This window comes from Allobosea rubneri (assembly GCF_032464875.1).
In the GTDB taxonomy this organism is placed as follows: domain Bacteria; phylum Pseudomonadota; class Alphaproteobacteria; order Rhizobiales; family Beijerinckiaceae; genus Allobosea; species Allobosea rubneri.
Genome location: NZ_JAWDID010000027.1, coordinates 1 through 15,480 on the forward strand (window position 1 = coordinate 1; position 15,480 = coordinate 15,480).

The 15,480-nt window shown below is 66.5% G+C and carries 19 protein-coding genes and 1 pseudogene; 13 read left to right on the forward strand and 7 right to left on the reverse strand.

Annotated features, from left to right (window positions below):
• A pseudogene (locus RKE40_RS17290) lies at positions 1 to 203 on the forward strand (C4-dicarboxylate ABC transporter); the annotation flags it as partial.
• A gap of 106 nt (positions 204 to 309) precedes the next feature.
• Here the strand turns inward: RKE40_RS17290 and RKE40_RS17295 are convergent.
• Positions 310 to 699 carry a porin family protein gene (locus RKE40_RS17295; protein ID WP_316019473.1) on the reverse strand — a complete coding sequence of 130 codons (390 nt, stop codon included), beginning with the start codon at positions 697 to 699 and terminating at the stop codon, positions 310 to 312.
• A gap of 51 nt (positions 700 to 750) precedes the next feature.
• Positions 751 to 1,209, reverse strand: coding sequence for an Lrp/AsnC family transcriptional regulator (locus RKE40_RS17300; RefSeq protein WP_316019474.1), 459 nt, complete (start codon positions 1,207 to 1,209; stop codon positions 751 to 753).
• Positions 1,210 to 1,321: 112 nt separating this feature from the next.
• Here RKE40_RS17300 and RKE40_RS17305 point away from each other — a divergent pair, with 112 nt between their 5' ends.
• Positions 1,322 to 1,633 carry a cupin gene (locus RKE40_RS17305; protein WP_316019475.1) on the forward strand — a complete coding sequence of 104 codons (312 nt, stop codon included), beginning with the start codon at positions 1,322 to 1,324 and terminating at the stop codon, positions 1,631 to 1,633.
• Between the two features lie 123 nt (positions 1,634 to 1,756).
• On the opposite strand, the gene RKE40_RS17310 is transcribed toward RKE40_RS17305, so the two are convergent.
• Both RKE40_RS17310 and RKE40_RS17315 read right to left on the reverse strand, forming a co-directional pair.
• On the reverse strand, positions 1,757 to 2,851 hold the full coding sequence (locus tag RKE40_RS17310) for a TRAP transporter substrate-binding protein (protein ID WP_066470518.1): 1,095 nt from the start codon (positions 2,849 to 2,851) through the stop codon (positions 1,757 to 1,759).
• A 276-nt stretch (positions 2,852 to 3,127) separates the two neighbouring features.
• Positions 3,128 to 4,213 (reverse strand): TRAP transporter substrate-binding protein, encoded by a 1,086-nt coding sequence (locus tag RKE40_RS17315; RefSeq protein ID WP_316019476.1) that lies wholly within the window; start codon positions 4,211 to 4,213, stop codon positions 3,128 to 3,130.
• Between the two features lie 334 nt (positions 4,214 to 4,547).
• Here RKE40_RS17315 and speB point away from each other — a divergent pair, with 334 nt between their 5' ends.
• Both speB and RKE40_RS17325 read left to right on the forward strand, forming a co-directional pair.
• Complete coding sequence (gene speB / locus RKE40_RS17320; protein ID WP_316019477.1) at positions 4,548 to 5,600, forward strand: agmatinase; 1,053 nt, start codon at positions 4,548 to 4,550, stop codon at positions 5,598 to 5,600.
• A 327-nt stretch (positions 5,601 to 5,927) separates the two neighbouring features.
• A complete protein-coding gene (locus RKE40_RS17325; RefSeq protein ID WP_390893417.1) occupies positions 5,928 to 7,157 on the forward strand; it encodes an MFS transporter in 1,230 nt (409 codons plus the stop codon).
• A gap of 12 nt (positions 7,158 to 7,169) precedes the next feature.
• On the opposite strand, the gene RKE40_RS17330 is transcribed toward RKE40_RS17325, so the two are convergent.
• Positions 7,170 to 7,772: a TetR/AcrR family transcriptional regulator gene (locus RKE40_RS17330; RefSeq protein WP_316019478.1), complete on the reverse strand. Its 603-nt coding sequence runs from the start codon at positions 7,770 to 7,772 to the stop codon at positions 7,170 to 7,172.
• A gap of 216 nt (positions 7,773 to 7,988) precedes the next feature.
• Here RKE40_RS17330 and RKE40_RS17335 point away from each other — a divergent pair, with 216 nt between their 5' ends.
• From RKE40_RS17335 to RKE40_RS17370, 8 genes are all read left to right on the forward strand, one after another.
• Positions 7,989 to 8,168 (forward strand): hypothetical protein, encoded by a 180-nt coding sequence (locus tag RKE40_RS17335; RefSeq protein WP_316019479.1) that lies wholly within the window; start codon positions 7,989 to 7,991, stop codon positions 8,166 to 8,168.
• A gap of 119 nt (positions 8,169 to 8,287) precedes the next feature.
• On the forward strand, positions 8,288 to 8,866 hold the full coding sequence (locus RKE40_RS17340; RefSeq protein ID WP_316019480.1) for a hypothetical protein: 579 nt from the start codon (positions 8,288 to 8,290) through the stop codon (positions 8,864 to 8,866).
• A 204-nt stretch (positions 8,867 to 9,070) separates the two neighbouring features.
• Complete coding sequence (locus tag RKE40_RS17345; protein ID WP_316019481.1) at positions 9,071 to 9,613, forward strand: hypothetical protein; 543 nt, start codon at positions 9,071 to 9,073, stop codon at positions 9,611 to 9,613.
• Between the two features lie 408 nt (positions 9,614 to 10,021).
• Positions 10,022 to 10,795 (forward strand): transporter substrate-binding domain-containing protein, encoded by a 774-nt coding sequence (locus RKE40_RS17350; RefSeq protein ID WP_316019482.1) that lies wholly within the window; start codon positions 10,022 to 10,024, stop codon positions 10,793 to 10,795.
• 71 nt (positions 10,796 to 10,866) lie between these two features.
• Complete coding sequence (locus RKE40_RS17355) at positions 10,867 to 11,577, forward strand: ABC transporter permease (RefSeq protein ID WP_316019483.1); 711 nt, start codon at positions 10,867 to 10,869, stop codon at positions 11,575 to 11,577.
• A complete protein-coding gene (locus tag RKE40_RS17360) occupies positions 11,574 to 12,290 on the forward strand; it encodes an ABC transporter permease (RefSeq protein ID WP_316019484.1) in 717 nt (238 codons plus the stop codon). Before RKE40_RS17355 ends, RKE40_RS17360 begins: the two co-directional genes overlap by 4 nt.
• Before the next feature lie 97 nt (positions 12,291 to 12,387).
• Positions 12,388 to 12,642, forward strand: a complete 255-nt coding sequence (locus tag RKE40_RS17365; RefSeq protein WP_316019485.1) for a type II toxin-antitoxin system ParD family antitoxin — start codon at positions 12,388 to 12,390, stop codon at positions 12,640 to 12,642.
• Positions 12,642 to 12,929: a type II toxin-antitoxin system RelE/ParE family toxin gene (locus RKE40_RS17370; protein WP_316019486.1), complete on the forward strand. Its 288-nt coding sequence runs from the start codon at positions 12,642 to 12,644 to the stop codon at positions 12,927 to 12,929. Before RKE40_RS17365 ends, RKE40_RS17370 begins: the two co-directional genes overlap by 1 nt.
• Positions 12,930 to 12,953: 24 nt before the next feature.
• On the opposite strand, the gene map is transcribed toward RKE40_RS17370, so the two are convergent.
• Entirely contained in the window at positions 12,954 to 13,706 is a 753-nt protein-coding gene (gene map, locus RKE40_RS17375; RefSeq protein ID WP_316019487.1) for a type I methionyl aminopeptidase, read from the reverse strand.
• A gap of 178 nt (positions 13,707 to 13,884) precedes the next feature.
• Between map and RKE40_RS17380 the strand changes: the two genes are divergently transcribed.
• On the forward strand, positions 13,885 to 14,751 hold the full coding sequence (locus RKE40_RS17380; protein ID WP_316019488.1) for an NAD(P)-dependent oxidoreductase: 867 nt from the start codon (positions 13,885 to 13,887) through the stop codon (positions 14,749 to 14,751).
• A gap of 85 nt (positions 14,752 to 14,836) precedes the next feature.
• Here the strand turns inward: RKE40_RS17380 and RKE40_RS17385 are convergent, their stop codons facing one another.
• Positions 14,837 to 15,478 (reverse strand): uracil-DNA glycosylase family protein, encoded by a 642-nt coding sequence (locus RKE40_RS17385; protein WP_316019489.1) that lies wholly within the window; start codon positions 15,476 to 15,478, stop codon positions 14,837 to 14,839.
• Positions 15,479 to 15,480: the final 2 nt, after the last annotated feature.

Here is a 15,480-nt window from a genome sequence, read left to right on the forward strand (position 1 = left end):
TGATCCAGTGCATCATGGTCGCGCTCGTCTGCCTCTTCCCGCAGATGGTCATGCACTACAAGTCATCCGCCGTGCAGCTCGACCAGCAGCAGATCAACAAACAGTTCGACTCAATCCAGATACCGGGGCTGGGCGGCAGCGGGCCGGGCGGCGGGCTGCCGGGGCTCGACCTCAACGCGCCGCCGACGCTCAACCTGCAATAGGCTGGACAGGCAGAAACGAAGAAGCCCCGGATCGCAGCGATCCGGGGCTTTTCCTATTCGAAGAGTTCGCTGACGGCCGGGTCGGCCGGGCGGCAGATGCCGCCGCTCACCAGCGCTGCCAGCTGCCGTCGTTGAGATTGTTGTCGCGCCGGACACGGCCGCTGATCACGGCGCGCATCTCGCCGACCGGCGTCGGACTGCGCGCCTCGCCATAGAGCATCGCGTCGGCCGACGAGCCAAAGCCGTTGCGTGAGCTCTTGCCGAACTCGGCACGCACGCCACCGCCGATCCGGACGCAGGAGGTCGAACCCTCGATCCGGACGAAGCCCGGCCCATATTCGGGACAGGGACGGGTCGCCTGTTTCGACGGCAGCGGCGCCGCGGCGGGCTTGGTTTTGGCTGGGCCACGGCCCGGGATGGGTTCGCCGATGGACTGGGCCGCGGCGAGCGCAGGCAGGCCCAGGGTCGCGAGGAGGATGGCGACTGGCAGCTTCATGAGAGCCCCTATTGCGAAGGCGACCAGTGTAGCGCGTCAAACAAGGCCCTGCTAGGACAGCCCGCGACCACCTCTTGCGCCCCCTGCCAGGATCGGCGCCGTCTCGATCTCGCCGACACCGGGCACGGCGCTCAACCTATCGACAAGCGCGGACAGCGCCGGGGCATCCTCGGTCTCGACGACCAGCATTGCGTCGACCGGGCCGGCCAGCGAATAGCAGGCGAGGATCTCCGGCCAGTTCCTGAAACGATCGAGCACGGTCGCGCAGGGCCTTGTGCGGATGCGCAGCGAGAGCATTGCGCGCGTCATCGGCGTCTTTTGCCGGTCGGCGAGCCGCACCGTGTAGCCCAGGATGACGCCGTCGCGCTCCAGCCTCGCCATGCGCTCCTGGATTGCGGTGCGCGAGAGACCGGCCTCGCGCGCCAGAGCCGTGAAGGAGGCGCGGGCGTCGACCTCGAGCAGCGCGAGCAGCTTCCGGTCGATGGCATCGCGCTCACCGTCGTTTCGCACGCTACCTCCCCCCAGAAACCGCCGAACGCAGGTGCAACCGGCGTCTTGCCTATGGCACGGGCCCTGCCGCCCGTGAAGATTCAGGGCCTCTTCCAACAACGGAGAAGCGGGAATGAGGACGATCAAGCCGCGGGAATTCAGCGGCATCCGCGCCTGGCAGGCGCTCGACATCGAACGCATCGACGACGCCACCATCCGGCTGCACTGGACCGACCAGCCTTACAAGTGGCACGTCAATGACGGGCCGGAGGTCTTCGTCGTCCTCGACGGCGCGGTCGACATGCACACCCGCTCCGGCGGCGTCGAAAGCGTGGAACGACTCGCGCCCGGCGACATCTTCCATGCCCAGGACGGCGACGCCCATGTCGCCCACCCGGTCGGCCCGGCGCGTGTCCTGGTGATCGAGCGCGCCGGCAGCGTGTAGGGCGGGCGCAATCCGGGAAGAGGAGCCGCTGCGCGCTCCCGCCGGCACGGCACCGGAACGAAAAACCCCGGCCTTGCGGCCGGGGCATCAAGTTGGCCGGCGAACCGGCAGTCGCCTCCGGCTTCAGAGCTGATTGGCGGCGCGGGCGCGGATCAGGAAATTGTCATAGGTGTATTCGGCGATCTGGAACCAGAGATACTCGTCGCCGCGGAAGGCCGACATCGCCTCGTAGACCTTCTTGAAATCGGGGTTCTTGGCGCTCGCCTCGGCATAGACCTCCTTGGAGGCCTTGAGGCAGGCTTCGAGGATCTCCTGCGAGAACGGTCGCAGCTGCGCGCCGCCGCCGACCAGCCGCTTCAGCGCCGCCGGATTGCGGGCATCGTATTTCGCCTGCATGTCGACATTGGCGAGGCCAGCCGCCGTGGTGAGGATCGACTTGTAGATCTTGGGCAGGGCCTCCCATTTCGCCGTGTTGATGAAGAAGTGCAGCGCGGCGCCGCCCTCCCACCAGCCGGGATAATAGTAATAGGGCGCGACCTTGTTGAAGCCGAGCTTCTCGTCATCGGCCGGCCCTACCCATTCGGCCGCGTCGATCGTGCCCTTTTCCAGCGCCGGGTAGATGTCGCCGCCACCGATCTGCTGCGGCACGACGCCGAGCTTGGAGACGACCTGCCCGGCAAAGCCGCCGATGCGCATCTTCAGGCCCTGCAGGTCGGCGACCGTCTTGATCTCCTTGCGGAACCAGCCGCCCATCTGGCAGCCGGTATTGCCGCCCGGGATCGCGTAGATGTTGTGCTTCTTGTAGAAGTCGTTGAGCAGGTCCATGCCGCCGCCATGGTAGAACCAGGCGTTCTGCTGGCGCGAATTCAGGCCGAACGGCACCGCGGTGCCGAAGGCGAAGGTCGGGTCCTTACCGACATAGTAGTAGGACGCCGTATGGCACATCTCGACCGTGCCGTTGGTGACGGCATCGGCCGCCTGCAGCGCCGGGACGATCTCGCCCGCCGCGAAGACCTGGATCTGGAACTTGCCGTCCGTCGCCTCGGAGACTGCCTTGGAGAGGACCTCCGAGGCGCCGAAGATCGTGTCGAGCGATTTGGGGAAGGACGAGGTGACCCGCCATTTCACCTCCGGCATGGACTGCGCGACGGCCGGGGCGGCGATGGCGCTTGCTGCGGCGCCGGCTCCGGCGACCTTCAGGAATTGACGACGCTTCATATGGCTGGCTCCTCCCAGAGCTGTTCCAGGCGCGCCGGGCTTCCGGTTCGCGCGAGACCCCGAGCAAAGCGGCAGCGACAAAAAAGCGCAAGCAGAAAAGCATGACTACCATGCGTTTGACGCATGTCGTACGACTTTAGTATGGTCTTGCTCCGTGAGCTTTCAGCCCGGCACGACCGATCGAACCGGGCCGTAACCATGAAAAAAGCCCGGCACAGGGCCGGGCTTTCGCAGTCTCTCGAATGCCGCGATCGCACGCGGCGATCGCCAGTGCGCTCAGCGCGCGCGCGAACGGACCTGGAAGATGTCGAAGGTCAGCTCGGCCACCTGCCACCAGAGATACTGGTCGTTGCGGAAGGCCTGCATCGCGTCGATCGCCTTCTTGAACTCCGGGTTCTTGGCCGAGATCTCGGCATAGAGCTCGTTCGAGGCCTTGAGGCAGGCCTCGAGGATCTCCTGCGAGAACGGACGCAGCTGCGCGCCGGCGCCGACGAGGCGCTTCAGGGCCGCCGGGTTCTGGACGTCGTACTTCGCCGTCATCGAGTTGGTGGCGTAGGCGCAGGCCGCGTTCAGCGCCGCCTGGTAGTTCTTCGGCAGCGAAGCCCACTTCTCGGTGTTGATGAAGGCGTGGACCGCCGGGCCGCCCTCCCAGAAGCCGGGATAGTAGTAATACGGGGCGACCTTGGCGAAGCCGAGCTTCTCGTCGTCATAGGGGCCGACCCACTCGGCGCCGTCGATGGTGCCCTTCTCGAGCGCCGGGTAGATGTCGCCGCCGGCGAGCTGCTGCGGCACGACGCCGAGCTTGGCCATGACCTGGCCGGCGATGCCGGCGATGCGCATCTTCAGGCCCTGGAGATCGGCCGCGGTCTTGATCTCCTTGCGGAACCAGCCACCCATCTGGGCGCCGGTCGAGCCGCACTGGATGGCGTGGACGTTGTACTTCTTGAAGAACTCGTTGAAGAGCTCGCCGCCGCCGCCATGCGAGAGCCAGGCGTTCTGCATGCGGGTGTTGAGGCCGAACGGCACCGAGGACGGGATCGCGAAGGTCGGGTCCTTGCCGACATAGTAATAGGCGACCGTGTGGCACATCTCGACGGTGTTGTTCGTGACCGCGTCGAGCGCCTGCAGGCCGGGGACGATTTCGCCGGCGGCGAAGACCTGGATCTGGAACTTGCCGTCGGTCAGCTCCGAAACCATCTTCGACAGCGTCTCGCCGCCGCCATAGATGGTGTCGAGCGACTTCGGGAAGCTCGACGTCAGGCGCCACTTCACTTCCGGCGACGACTGCGCGATCGCGGGCATGGCGATGGCGGAGGCGGCCGCGCCGGCGGTGGCGGCCTGGATGAATTGACGACGCTTCATTGTGGGCATCTCCTCGGTAGGACCTTTTTTACAGCAAGCGCCGGCGATGGCACCGCTGCGTGCGAATTTAGGCTGTCGGTCGTGGCGTGATGCAGTAACAAAAATGAGCTGGAGCGCCGGGTTGATCCACGATCACCTTCATCAGCTTCGAATCTATACTTGCACGTAATGTGCGCAGCACCCCCCGTCGTCGCAGGACCGTCAACCAACCCTGGGTGCTCGACAATTGCGCCCTCGGCATGGCACGGCTGCATCAGAAGCGCATGGTCCATTCGGCGATTTCAGTCAACCTCGCCCTTTGGCGGATCAGCGCAAACGGCACGGAGTCACGGCAATGGACCAGGACAAGCTGGCGAAACTGAGGGCTCGCTATGCCGGCGGCAGCGGCGCCGACATCCATGACCCGCGCTTCGCCAAGGTGGCTGCCGACCAGTTCAAGGGTGACCGGCGCAAATGGCCCTTCGCCGACGTCGCGACCTTCATCAGCGCGCCCTACCGGCCCGACGCCCTGTCCCAGCCCGATCTCGGCGGGCTCGACGTCGCGATCATCGGCCTGCCGATGGATCTCGGCGTCACCAACCGGGCAGGTACCCGGCTCGGGCCGCGCGCCGTCCGCGCGGTCGAGCGCATGGGGCCGATGGACCATGTCACCGGCGTGGCGCCGTTCGGCCAGCTGAAGGTCGCCGATATCGGCGACGTGCCGTTCCGGTCGCGCTATTCGCTGGAAAGCTGCCACGAGGACATCGAGGCGACCTTCAAGACAATCGTGAAGGCCGGCGTCTCGACGCTCGCGGTCGGCGGCGACCATTCGATCACTTACCCGATCCTCAAGGCGGTCGGCGAGAAGCGCCCGGTCGGCATGGTGCATATCGACGCCCATTGCGACACCTCCGGCCCCTATGAAGGCTCGAAATTCCACCATGGCGGCCCCTTCCGGCAGGCCGTGCTCGACGGCGTGCTCGACCCGGAGCGGGTGATCCAGATCGGCATCCGCGGCGGCGCCGAATATCTCTGGGAGTTCTCCTACGAGTCCGGCATGACCGTGATCCATGCCGACGAGGTCGACCGGATGGGGCTCGATGCGGTCATTGCCAAAGCACTGGACGTGATCGGCGACGGGCCCACCTACGTCTCCTTCGACGTCGATTCGCTCGATCCGGCCTTCGCCCCCGGCACCGGCACGCCCGAGGTCGGAGGGCTGACGCCGCGCGAGGCGCTCGCCATCCTGCGCGGCCTGCGCGGCAGGAACATCGTCGCCGCCGACGTGGTCGAGGTCGCACCGCAATACGATGCGACGAGCAATACGGCGCAATGCGCGGCGCAGGTGCTGTTCACCGAGCTCTGTCTGATCGCCGAGGCGCGCGCGGCCGGCAAGGGCCGGCCCTGACGCGGAAGACCTCTGGCCAGGGCGCGATGCGTCGCGCTCTCGCCCGTTGCGCGCTGTCGCGGGCGCGCCGGGCGATCTTGCCGAGCTGACCAGCGCCGTTCGGCACCGGCTCCTAAGCGCAAGCACGCCTCGTGCAGAGCCAACCGACGAGAAGGTGCTCGCTGACTGCGCGCGAAAGCGATCGCCATGCTCAACAAGCATGATGATCGCACGCCAACGTTCCAGCCATGCAAAACGCTTGCATTGAAGGCAGCGCGACGGCACTATGTTGCGACGCAGCACGCAGGACGTGCCGCACCAACAACATCCCATTTCCGGACGAAACACATGACCCCCGCCAGCACGGGCGACGCCGCCATGCGTCCGCTCGCCGAACCGGTACGGCGCACCGGCCTGATCCTGTTCGCCCTCGCTTTGGGTGGCTTTGCCATCGGCACGGCCGAGTTCGCGGTGATGAGCCTGCTGCCCTATTTCTCGGCCGGGCTCGGCATCGACGAGCCGACGGCGGGACATGTGATCAGCATCTATGCGGCCGGCGTGGTCGTCGGCGCCCCGATCATCGCGGTCCTGGCGACCAAGCTTTCGCGCCGCACCCTGCTGATCGCGCTGATGGCGTCTTTCGCCATCGCCAACGGTCTTTCCGCGCTCGCCCCGTCCTATGGCTGGATGCTGCTGTTCCGCTTCCTGAGCGGCCTGCCGCATGGCGCCTATTTCGGCGTCGCCGCACTTGTCGCGGCCTCGCTGGTGCCGGCGAACCAGCGGGCGCAGTCGGTCGCACGTGTCATGCTGGGCCTGACGGTCGCGACAATTCTCGGCGTGCCGTTCGCCAATCTCCTCGGCCAGACGCTCGGCTGGCGCTGGGGCTTCGGCACGGTCGCCGTGCTGGCGCTCGCGACCGCCATCATGGTCGCCGCCTTCGCGCCCAAGGATGCGCCGCAGCCCGGCGCGAGTCCGCTGCGCGAGCTCGGTGCGCTACGCAGCCGGCAGGTCTGGCTGACACTGGCGATCGGCGCCGTCGGCTTCGGCGGCCTGTTCGCCGTCTACACCTATGTCGCCTCGACCTTGATAGAGGTGACCGGGGCCTCGCCCGCGACTGTGCCAGTGGTCCTGGCGATCTTCGGCCTCGGCCTGACGGCGGGCACGCTCGTCGCCGCCTGGGCGGCAGACCGGGCGCTGATGCCGGCGATCGGCGCGATCCTGCTCTGGAGCGCAGCCTCGCTGGCCTTGTTCCCGCTGGCGGCGGGAAGCATCTGGGCCGTGTCGGTGGTGATCTTCATGATCGGCTGCGGCGGCGGGCTCGGCGCCGCCTTGCAGACCCGGCTGATGGACGTCGCCGGAGAGGCGCAGACGCTGGCAGCGGCGCTGAACCACAGCGCTTTCAACACCGCAAACGCACTTGGCCCCTGGCTCGGCGGGATGGCGATCGCGGCCGGCCATGGCTGGACGTCGACGGGCTGGGTCGGCGCAGGTCTGGCGCTGTCCGGCTTCGCCATCTTCCTGGTGACGCTCTGGGATGCAAGGACGAGCGAGCAGGCCATGCCCGCGCCGGCAGAGTAAGCCGAGGCCGCGTCAGCTCCTGAGCTGCGCCGCGACGAGGCGCATCGCTGCCGGAATCGCCGCGCGCCCTTCGTCCAGACTGTCGGTCAGCACGTAGTACCAGTTGAAGCCGACATAGAGTGCGAGCCGCGTCTCGACCTCGTCGGCCGCAATCTCGCCGCGCGACACCGCGGCCGCGAACAGGGTCCGCACGTCGAGCAGGCGCTCCGGCAGGAATTTGTCCCGCAAGCCGTCGAGCGCCGCGGCATCGTTCTGGGCCTCCGCGATCAGCGCGCGAAACGTCCGACCTGACGGCGTGTCGCGCCAGAAATCCCAGAGCGCCGCGGTATAGAGGGCCAGATCCTCGGCCAGGTTGCCGGTCTTCGTGGCTTTCACCCGCGCCTTCTCGGCGGCGTAGACCTCGATCAGCAGCTCGGCCTTGTTCTTCCACCAGCGGTAGATCGTCGGCTTGCCCGCCCCGGCGCGGCGCGAGACGGCGTCGATCGAGAAGCCGGCATACCCCTCTTCGGCCAGCACGGCACGAGCCGCTGCGAGGATCGCCGCCTGCGAGGCCGGGTTGCGCCGCGCCCCGATCGAAGCGCGGCGGGCCGGCTGCTCGGCTTTCGCGGTCGTCATGCTCTGCCCTCTCCCGTTCCCAACCCTGTGGCGCCCCTGTCGGTTCGCCCCTGCAGGCCTCTCCGGTGCAAGCACAATCTTGCAGCAGGCTGCTTGATATCGAAACGGATCGTATCTATCAATCCTAACGAAACGATACGTTTCGTTATGGAGAGAACGATGACCGGACCAACACCCACCCCCTCTCTCGCCCGTCTCCGATTCCTGGGAACGCTAATGCTCGGCGCCTATCTGCTGATCAACGCCCTGCTGCTGGCCCTGACGCCTGTGACCGGCGGATGGCCGGTCTGGTCCGTCACCGCCCTCGCCGTGCCACCGATGGTGCTCGGCATGGTCTATCTGGTGATGCCCCTGGCGCGCCGCGTCGCCGCTTGCGGGAATGAGGCGCGCTCATGATCGCCGCCCGCCTCGCAATCCCGTTGGTCGGCGCGCTCGCGCTTCTTGCCAGCCAGTCAGCCGCCGCGGCCGGCGGCGCGCATGCCCTGACGCCCCCGAAGACAGGAACTCCCGTGACAATGACAACGCTTGCCGCCCAGCCCGTCGCGACGACAGTCGGTGCCTTCATACCGGCCGGCTATGCCGAGGCGGCGCGGCGCCGGGTCGCGGTCGACGACGAACCGGCCGAGCTGGTCCGCCATCAGCGAACCGATGGCCGCAACGCCGCCCTCGGCGGCGAGCATTTCAGCACGGTGATCGCCGCGGACGGCCGCCTGAAGGGTTTTGCCCGCATGGACCTCGACCTGGTCGGCGGCCGACTGCCTTCGCGCGATGAGACGCGAGCCATCGCCATGGACTTCCTGAAGCTGGCAGCGCCGGATCTGCTGCCGGTGCTCGAGGTCAGCTGGATCGAGCCGCATGACGAACCGCTCCGCGTCTCGCGCGGCGGGAAGACCGCGAACCTCACGCTCACCGGGATGAAGGTGAAGATGCGTAACAGGGCCGACGGGCGCTGGATGTGGGTCATCGTCGGAGGCGATCGAAAGGTCATGGTGTTCGAGCGCGATATCGTCTGGGTCACGTTCCCCGGCCACCGCAAGACGGAAAAATGGCTGCACGACACCTGGCTCGCCGAGAACGGCGCCGGCCTGTTCTGAGCGACATCGACAGGCGGGAGATCGCCCACCGCAGCCGGGACGTCGCCAAGGCGACAGGTCCCGGCTGCAAGCGCGGGTGCTGCTTGACGGCCGACGCGGCGGCGGCGTTCACTGCCGGATGGAGACCGTCGCCAAGGGCCTCGATTGCGCGCGGAAACCATTCCGGCCCGGCGCTCCGGGAAGCGAAGTCGCGGGACGCGGGCCATGCCTCGTCTGAGCAGGTCAGTCGCAGCGCTGCTGGCGGCCATCTGGATGCTCTGCGCCCCGGTGCCGGATATGGCACTTGCGAGTGAACCGCGCTTCAGGGTCACCCTGCACTGGTCCGGCAAGGAGGTCTCGCCCCTGCAGCGAACCTTCCGGACTTACTTCGAAGTCAATTTCGCCCTCATCGGCGGCCGCGGCGTCGAGGAGCGCGTCACCAACGACGCCTCGCCATTGAACAAGAGGTGGAGCCCGAACCGGACGAAGACACTGGCCTTCGGCGACGAATATGCGGTGGCCCGTTTCCCTGCCGTCTGGCGGGTCATCGACGATCGCACGCTGATCCGGATCGTAGCCTATCCAACGCATTCCTGGATCGTTCGCGTCAGCACGGACGGAAGATCAACGTGCTCGGTCAGCTTCGAATGGCGTCTCAAGGAAGGCCTCTCGGAGTTCCGAGGCTGGTCGAACCAGCGCAAGGCGGAAACCCGCTGGGTCGATCCCGTCATTCGTTCCTCACAATGCGAAGTTCTACGGCAGACATGAGAGAAGCCCCGGCGAGCATTCTCGCCTCGTGATGGAATCGGTTGCGACGGCCGCCGGCGCAAGGGGATGTGTCCCAAATTTGCCCCCTTCCGGCACGCCGCATCGGGGCTTCTGATGCGCGGGGAGGCGCGACCGAAGCGCCACAGCAACCAGTTTGCTCCGCCAAAGAGCCGTGAGCCGCTGGCGAATTGCGCTTTCGTCGCAAAATCGGACGGGGGCTCGGGCCAAGAAAATTCTCAAATAACCAAGTTATGGCAAAGCTTTGCGGTGCATTTTTCTTGCACCGGATCGCTCAGAAAAGCTGCATGGCGCCCCTTGCGGGCGAGGCCTGTGATCGCACAATCTGCGCGCACAAGCCGAAACGGGAACTCGAAACGCCCGAGCCGGCAAACCTCAAGGGGAGGCACCATGAAAGGTTTCGTTCGCTTCATCGCCGCTGCGGCACTCACTGCCATCGGCGCCACCGGTGCCCTGGCGCAGGCCAAGGAATGGAAAGAGGTCAGGATCGGCACGGAAGGCGCCTATCCGCCCTACAACAACCTCAATGCCAAGAAGGAGCTCGAGGGCTTCGAGATCGATTACGGCAACCTGCTCTGCGAGAAGATGAAGGTGAAGTGCACCTGGGTCGTGCAGGACTGGGACGGCATCATTCCGGCGCTGCAGGCCAACAAGTACGACATCATCATCGCCGGCATGAACGCCACCGAAGAGCGCAAGAAGCAGGTCGACTTCACCTCGCCCTACAGCAAGACCCCGATCTGGATGGTCGGCCCGAAGGCCACGACCTCGACCGACATCTCCCCCGCCGCCCTGAAGGGCAAGGCGATCGGCGCGCAGGGCTCGACGATCCACGCGAACTTCCTCGAGAAGTTCTACAAGGACTCGACCGCGCGGCTCTATCCCACCCAGGAAGAGGCCAATCTCGATCTGCTGAACGGCCGCCTCGACTACATCGTCGCCGACGCGCTGGCGCTGGCCGATTTCCTCAAGGGCCAGGGCAAGGATTGCTGCAAGAAGATCGCTGAAGTGAAGCGCGATGACGCGATCCACGGCGCCGGCGTCGCCGGCGCGGTGCGCAAGGCCGACACCGCCCTCAAGGCGATGTTCGACAAGGCGATCGCCGAGACCATCGCCGACGGCTCGCAGAAGAAGATCGAAGACAAGTGGTTCAAGTTCGACTGACCCTTGGCTGACGCCTGCCCGCCGGCCGCAAAAGGCCGGCGGGATCCAGTTCCTCGCGCGCCGGCTCTCCCATGCTCGACAAATTCGCGCTGCTCGGCTTCGGCCCCGGCGGCTGGGGATGGGCCCTGCTCCAGGGCGCCGCCATCACCATCTCGATCGCCCTCGCCACCCTGCCCTTCGGATTGGCGCTCGGCCTGATCGTCGCGCTCTGCAAGCGCTCCGAGAGCATCATCCTGCGCGCCTTCGCGACGGTCTACACCACGGTATTCCGCGGCGTGCCCGAGCTGCTGACGCTCTACATCATCTATTTCGGCATCCAGATCCTGGTGCAGAAGATCTGGTCGGGCTTCTCGATCCCGCCCTTCGTCGCCGGCATGGTGGCGCTCGGCATGGTGCTCGCCGCCTTTTCCAGCGAGGTCTGGGTCGGCGCGCTGAACTCGATCCAGAAGGGCCAGCGCGAGGCCGCCGCCGCGCTCGGCCTCTCCAAGCCGCAGGCCTTCCGGCTCGTCGTTTTCCCGCAGCTCATCCGCGTCGCCCTGCCCGGCCTCGGCAATAACTGGATGGTGCTGCTGAAGGAGACCTCGCTGGTCTCGGTGATCACGCTGCCCGACATCATGTTCATCACGACACGGGCCAATGTCGTGACCAAGGAGCCCTTCCTGTTCTTCGGCGCGGCGATGCTGATCTATTTCGGCTTCTCGCTGATTTCCGCCTGGGGCATCGGCAGGATGGAGAAGCGCACCAATCGCGGCTACGCCGCCTTCGGCGGGACGACGCGATGAACTGGTGCGAATATCCCGGCTATCTCGTCGGCTCCGAGGTCTTCCAGAACTATGGCTGCCGCATGTTCAGCGGCCTCTGGATCACCCTGCAGCTCGTGGTGATTTCCGTCGCCGTTGGCTTCGCATTGGCCATCGGGCTGGCGGTCGCCCGGCTGTACGGCCCGCGCTGGGCGCAGGTCGCGATCAACGGCTACACCACCTTCTTCCGCGGCACGCCGCTGCTCTGCCAGCTCTTCCTAGTCTATTACGGCTTCGGCCAGTTTCGCCTGTTCTGGCAGGATGTCGGGCTCTGGTGGTTCTTCCGCGAGCCATTCTACTGCGCCGTCTTCACCTTCACGATCAACACCGCCGCCTACCAGGCCGAGATCCTGCGCGGCGCGATCCAGTCAATCCCGCGCGGGCAGTTCGAGGGCGCCCTGGCGCTCGGCCTGCACCGCTGGTCGAGCCTGCGTCACGTCATCCTGCCGCAGGCGATGATCCTGGCGCTGCGCCCGCTCGGCAACGAGCTGATCGTAATGATCAAGGCGAGCGCGATCGCCTCGCTGGTGACGCTGTTCGACCTGATGGGCGCGACGCGGCTCGCCTTCGCGCGCTCCTTCGACCTGTCGATCTACCTCTATGCAGCCTTGATCTATCTCGCGCTGACCGAGCTGATCCGCCGGGTCTGGGACCGGCTGGAGCTCAGGCTGACGAAGCATCTGGCGATGCGGTGAGGGCTGCCCGGCACCGCCGCCGTCCCAGCCCTCAAGTGTCCAGAAAATTGACAATCTTTGCCAAAATTTGCCATGCTCAACCTGCGCGGAGATCGACATGGCCACGATGAACATATCCCTGCCCGCTTCGATGAAAGAATGGGCCGAGGCGCAAATCGAAACCGGCCGTTACGCCAATACGAGCGACTATGTGCGTGACCTGATCCGGCGGGATCAGGACCGCAACGACAAGATCGCCGCCATGCAGCGTTTCGTCGACGAAGGCGTGAGAAGCGGAGCCGGCACGCAATCCAGCGATGCGCTCTTCGCGACAGCCCTTAAGCGCACCACCACATCGCCCGGCAATCGATAGTGGGCTTTCGACTTTCGCTGGCGGCGGAAGAAGACATCACCGGCATTGCCGAACAGGGAATACACTTGTTAGGCCCGATCCAAGCCAAACGCTATCATGACGAGCTATTCGCGCTGTTTGACGCGATCGCCGCCTACCCGCGCATGGCGCGAGAACGCTTTGAGCTATCGCCGCCGATGCGCATCCATCCGTTCAAGGCGCATCTCGTCGTCTATAGTCTTGAAGAACACGGCGACGTCCTGATCGTACGCGTCCGTCATGCGCATGAGGATTGGAGCGAGGCTTGACCGCTGTGCTGAGCGGCGCTCTGCTCACGCCGGCAGGGTCAGGATCAGCGGGCCGTTCGTAGTCGCGACCACGGTGTGCTCGAACTGAACGGTCGGGGCGCGCGGCTCGGAATAGAGGGTCCAGCGGTCGTCGCCCTCATGGTCGGCCCAGTCCGCGCCCAGCGACAGGAAAGGCTCGACCGTAAAGACCAGCCCCTTCTGCATGATGCGGCGCTCGGAACGCTCGGGCCAGGTGGCGATCTCCTTCGGCTCCTCATGGAGCGAGCGGCCGATGCCATGGCTGGCGAGATTGCGGACCAGCGAGTAGCCGTTCTTCTGCGCGAAGCGGCCGACGGCCTGTCCGATGCCGGCGAGCGGCTTGCCGGCGCCGACCTGGCCGAGGCCGGCCCAGAGCGCCCGCTTGCCGTCGCGGCACAGACGCTCGATCCTGCGGTCGACCGGAGGCACCGTGAAGGAAGCGCCGGTATCGGAAAAATAGCCGCCCTTCTCGGCGGAGACGTCGATGTTGACGAGGTCACCAGCGGCGATCCTGCGCTCGCCGGGGATCCCGTGCGCGACCTCCTCGTTGACGCTGATGCAGGTGGCGCCCGGGAAGCCGTAGACAGTCTCCGGCGCTGAACGCGCACCCTCGCGCTCGAGGATGCCGCGGCCGATCGCATCGAGCTCGGCCGTCGTCATGCCCGGCTCGAGCGCCTTGCCCATGGCCGCAAGCGCCTCGGCGACGATGCGGCCGATCTCGCGCAACGCCTGAAGCTCGTCGTCATTGTTGATCGTCATGGCCGGTTTCCTGCCGGATTTCCGGAGGCCGGGCAAGACACTGGCGCCGCCGCTCCTGATGTCGTGAGCGCAGGCGTGCATTTAGGGCCAGGCCGGCGTGGCGCCATGCACCTTCCCTCCTCCGCCCCCGCGCGCTACACGCGATTCGGAACCTTACGAACCGGAATGGAGCAGTCCCATGGCCAAAGTCGCTTTCCTCGGTCTCGGCGTGATGGGCTACCCCATGGCCGGCCATCTCAAGGCCAAGGGCCATGAGGTCACGGTCTATAACCGTTCCCCCGCCAAGGCGCAGGCCTGGGTCGCGCAGCATGGCGGCGCCTCGGCGCCGACCCCGGCGGACGCCGCCAAGGGCCAGGAGATCGTCTTCTGCTGCGTCGGCAATGACGACGATCTGCGCTCGGTAACGACCGGTGAAGGCGGCGCCTTCGCCGCCATGGGCAAGGGCACGGTCTTCGTCGACCACACCACCGCCTCGGCGAATGTGGCGCGCGAGCTTGATGCCGCGGCGAGCGCCGCCGGCTTCGGCTTCATCGACGCTCCGGTCTCGGGCGGGCAGGCCGGCGCCGAGAACGGCGTGCTGACCGTGATGTGCGGCGGCGACGAGGCGACCTATGCGCGGGTCGAGCCGGTGATCGCGAGCTTCGCGCGCATGTGCAAGCTGATGGGCCCGGCCGGCTCCGGCCAGCTGACCAAGATGGTCAACCAGATCTGCATCGCCGGCCTCGTCCAGGGCCTGTCGGAAGGCGTCCATTTCGCCAAGCGCGCCGGACTCGATGTCGAGGCGATGCTCGAGGTGATCTCGAAGGGCGCCGCCGGCTCCTGGCAGATGGAGAACCGCGGCAAGACGATGAACGCCGGCAAGTTCGATTTCGGCTTCGCGGTCGACTGGATGCGCAAGGACCTCGGCATCGTGCTCGACGAGGCGCGCCGCAACGAGGCGACGCTGCCGGTCACCGCGCTGGTCGACCAGTTCTATGGCGATGTCCAGAAGCTCGGTGGCGGTCGCTGGGACACCTCCAGCCTGCTGAAGCGCCTGGAGAAGTAAGGGCTCGCCAGCCCTCCCGCGTCGTCATTCCGGACGAGTCGCCAAGCGGCGCAGCTCCGGAATGACGGTTCATCGTGACATCGGGCTACCCCGCCAATCGCACAACTTCGGCGCGCAGGACCGGCAGCAGCTCGGCCTCGAACCAGGGATTCTTCCTGAGCCAGCCATTATTGCGCCAGGAAGGATGCGGCAGCGGCAGGATGCGCGGCCGGCGCTCTCCAGCGAAGATGCTGCGCCAATCCGCGACGGTCGCGGTCAGGTCGGCCGCCGCCTTCGGGCCGAGATGCCAGGCTTGCGCATAGCGGCCGATCACCAGGATCAGCTCGATATCGGGCAGATGGGCGAGCACGCGATCCTGCCAGGTCGGCGCGCATTCGCGGCGCGGCGGCAGGTCACCGCCCTTGCCGTCCGGGCCCGGAAAGCAGAAGCCCATCGGCACGATCGCCACCCGCGCGGCGTCGTAGAAGCGCTCCTTGTCGAGCCCGAGCCAGTCGCGCAGCCGGTCGCCCGAGCGATCGGTGAAAGGCCTTCCACTGGCATGGACACGGGTCCCCGGCGCCTGGCTGGCGATCAGCAGCCTTGCGCTCGCTGCCGCCTGGATGACCGGCCGCGGCTCATGCGGCAATCGCGGCGGATAGAGCGGCGCATCGCGGCAGAGCCGACAGGCGCGCAGTTCGGCGAGGACGACGTCGAGAGACTGGGCCGGATCATGGGGAGAATCGGGCACGT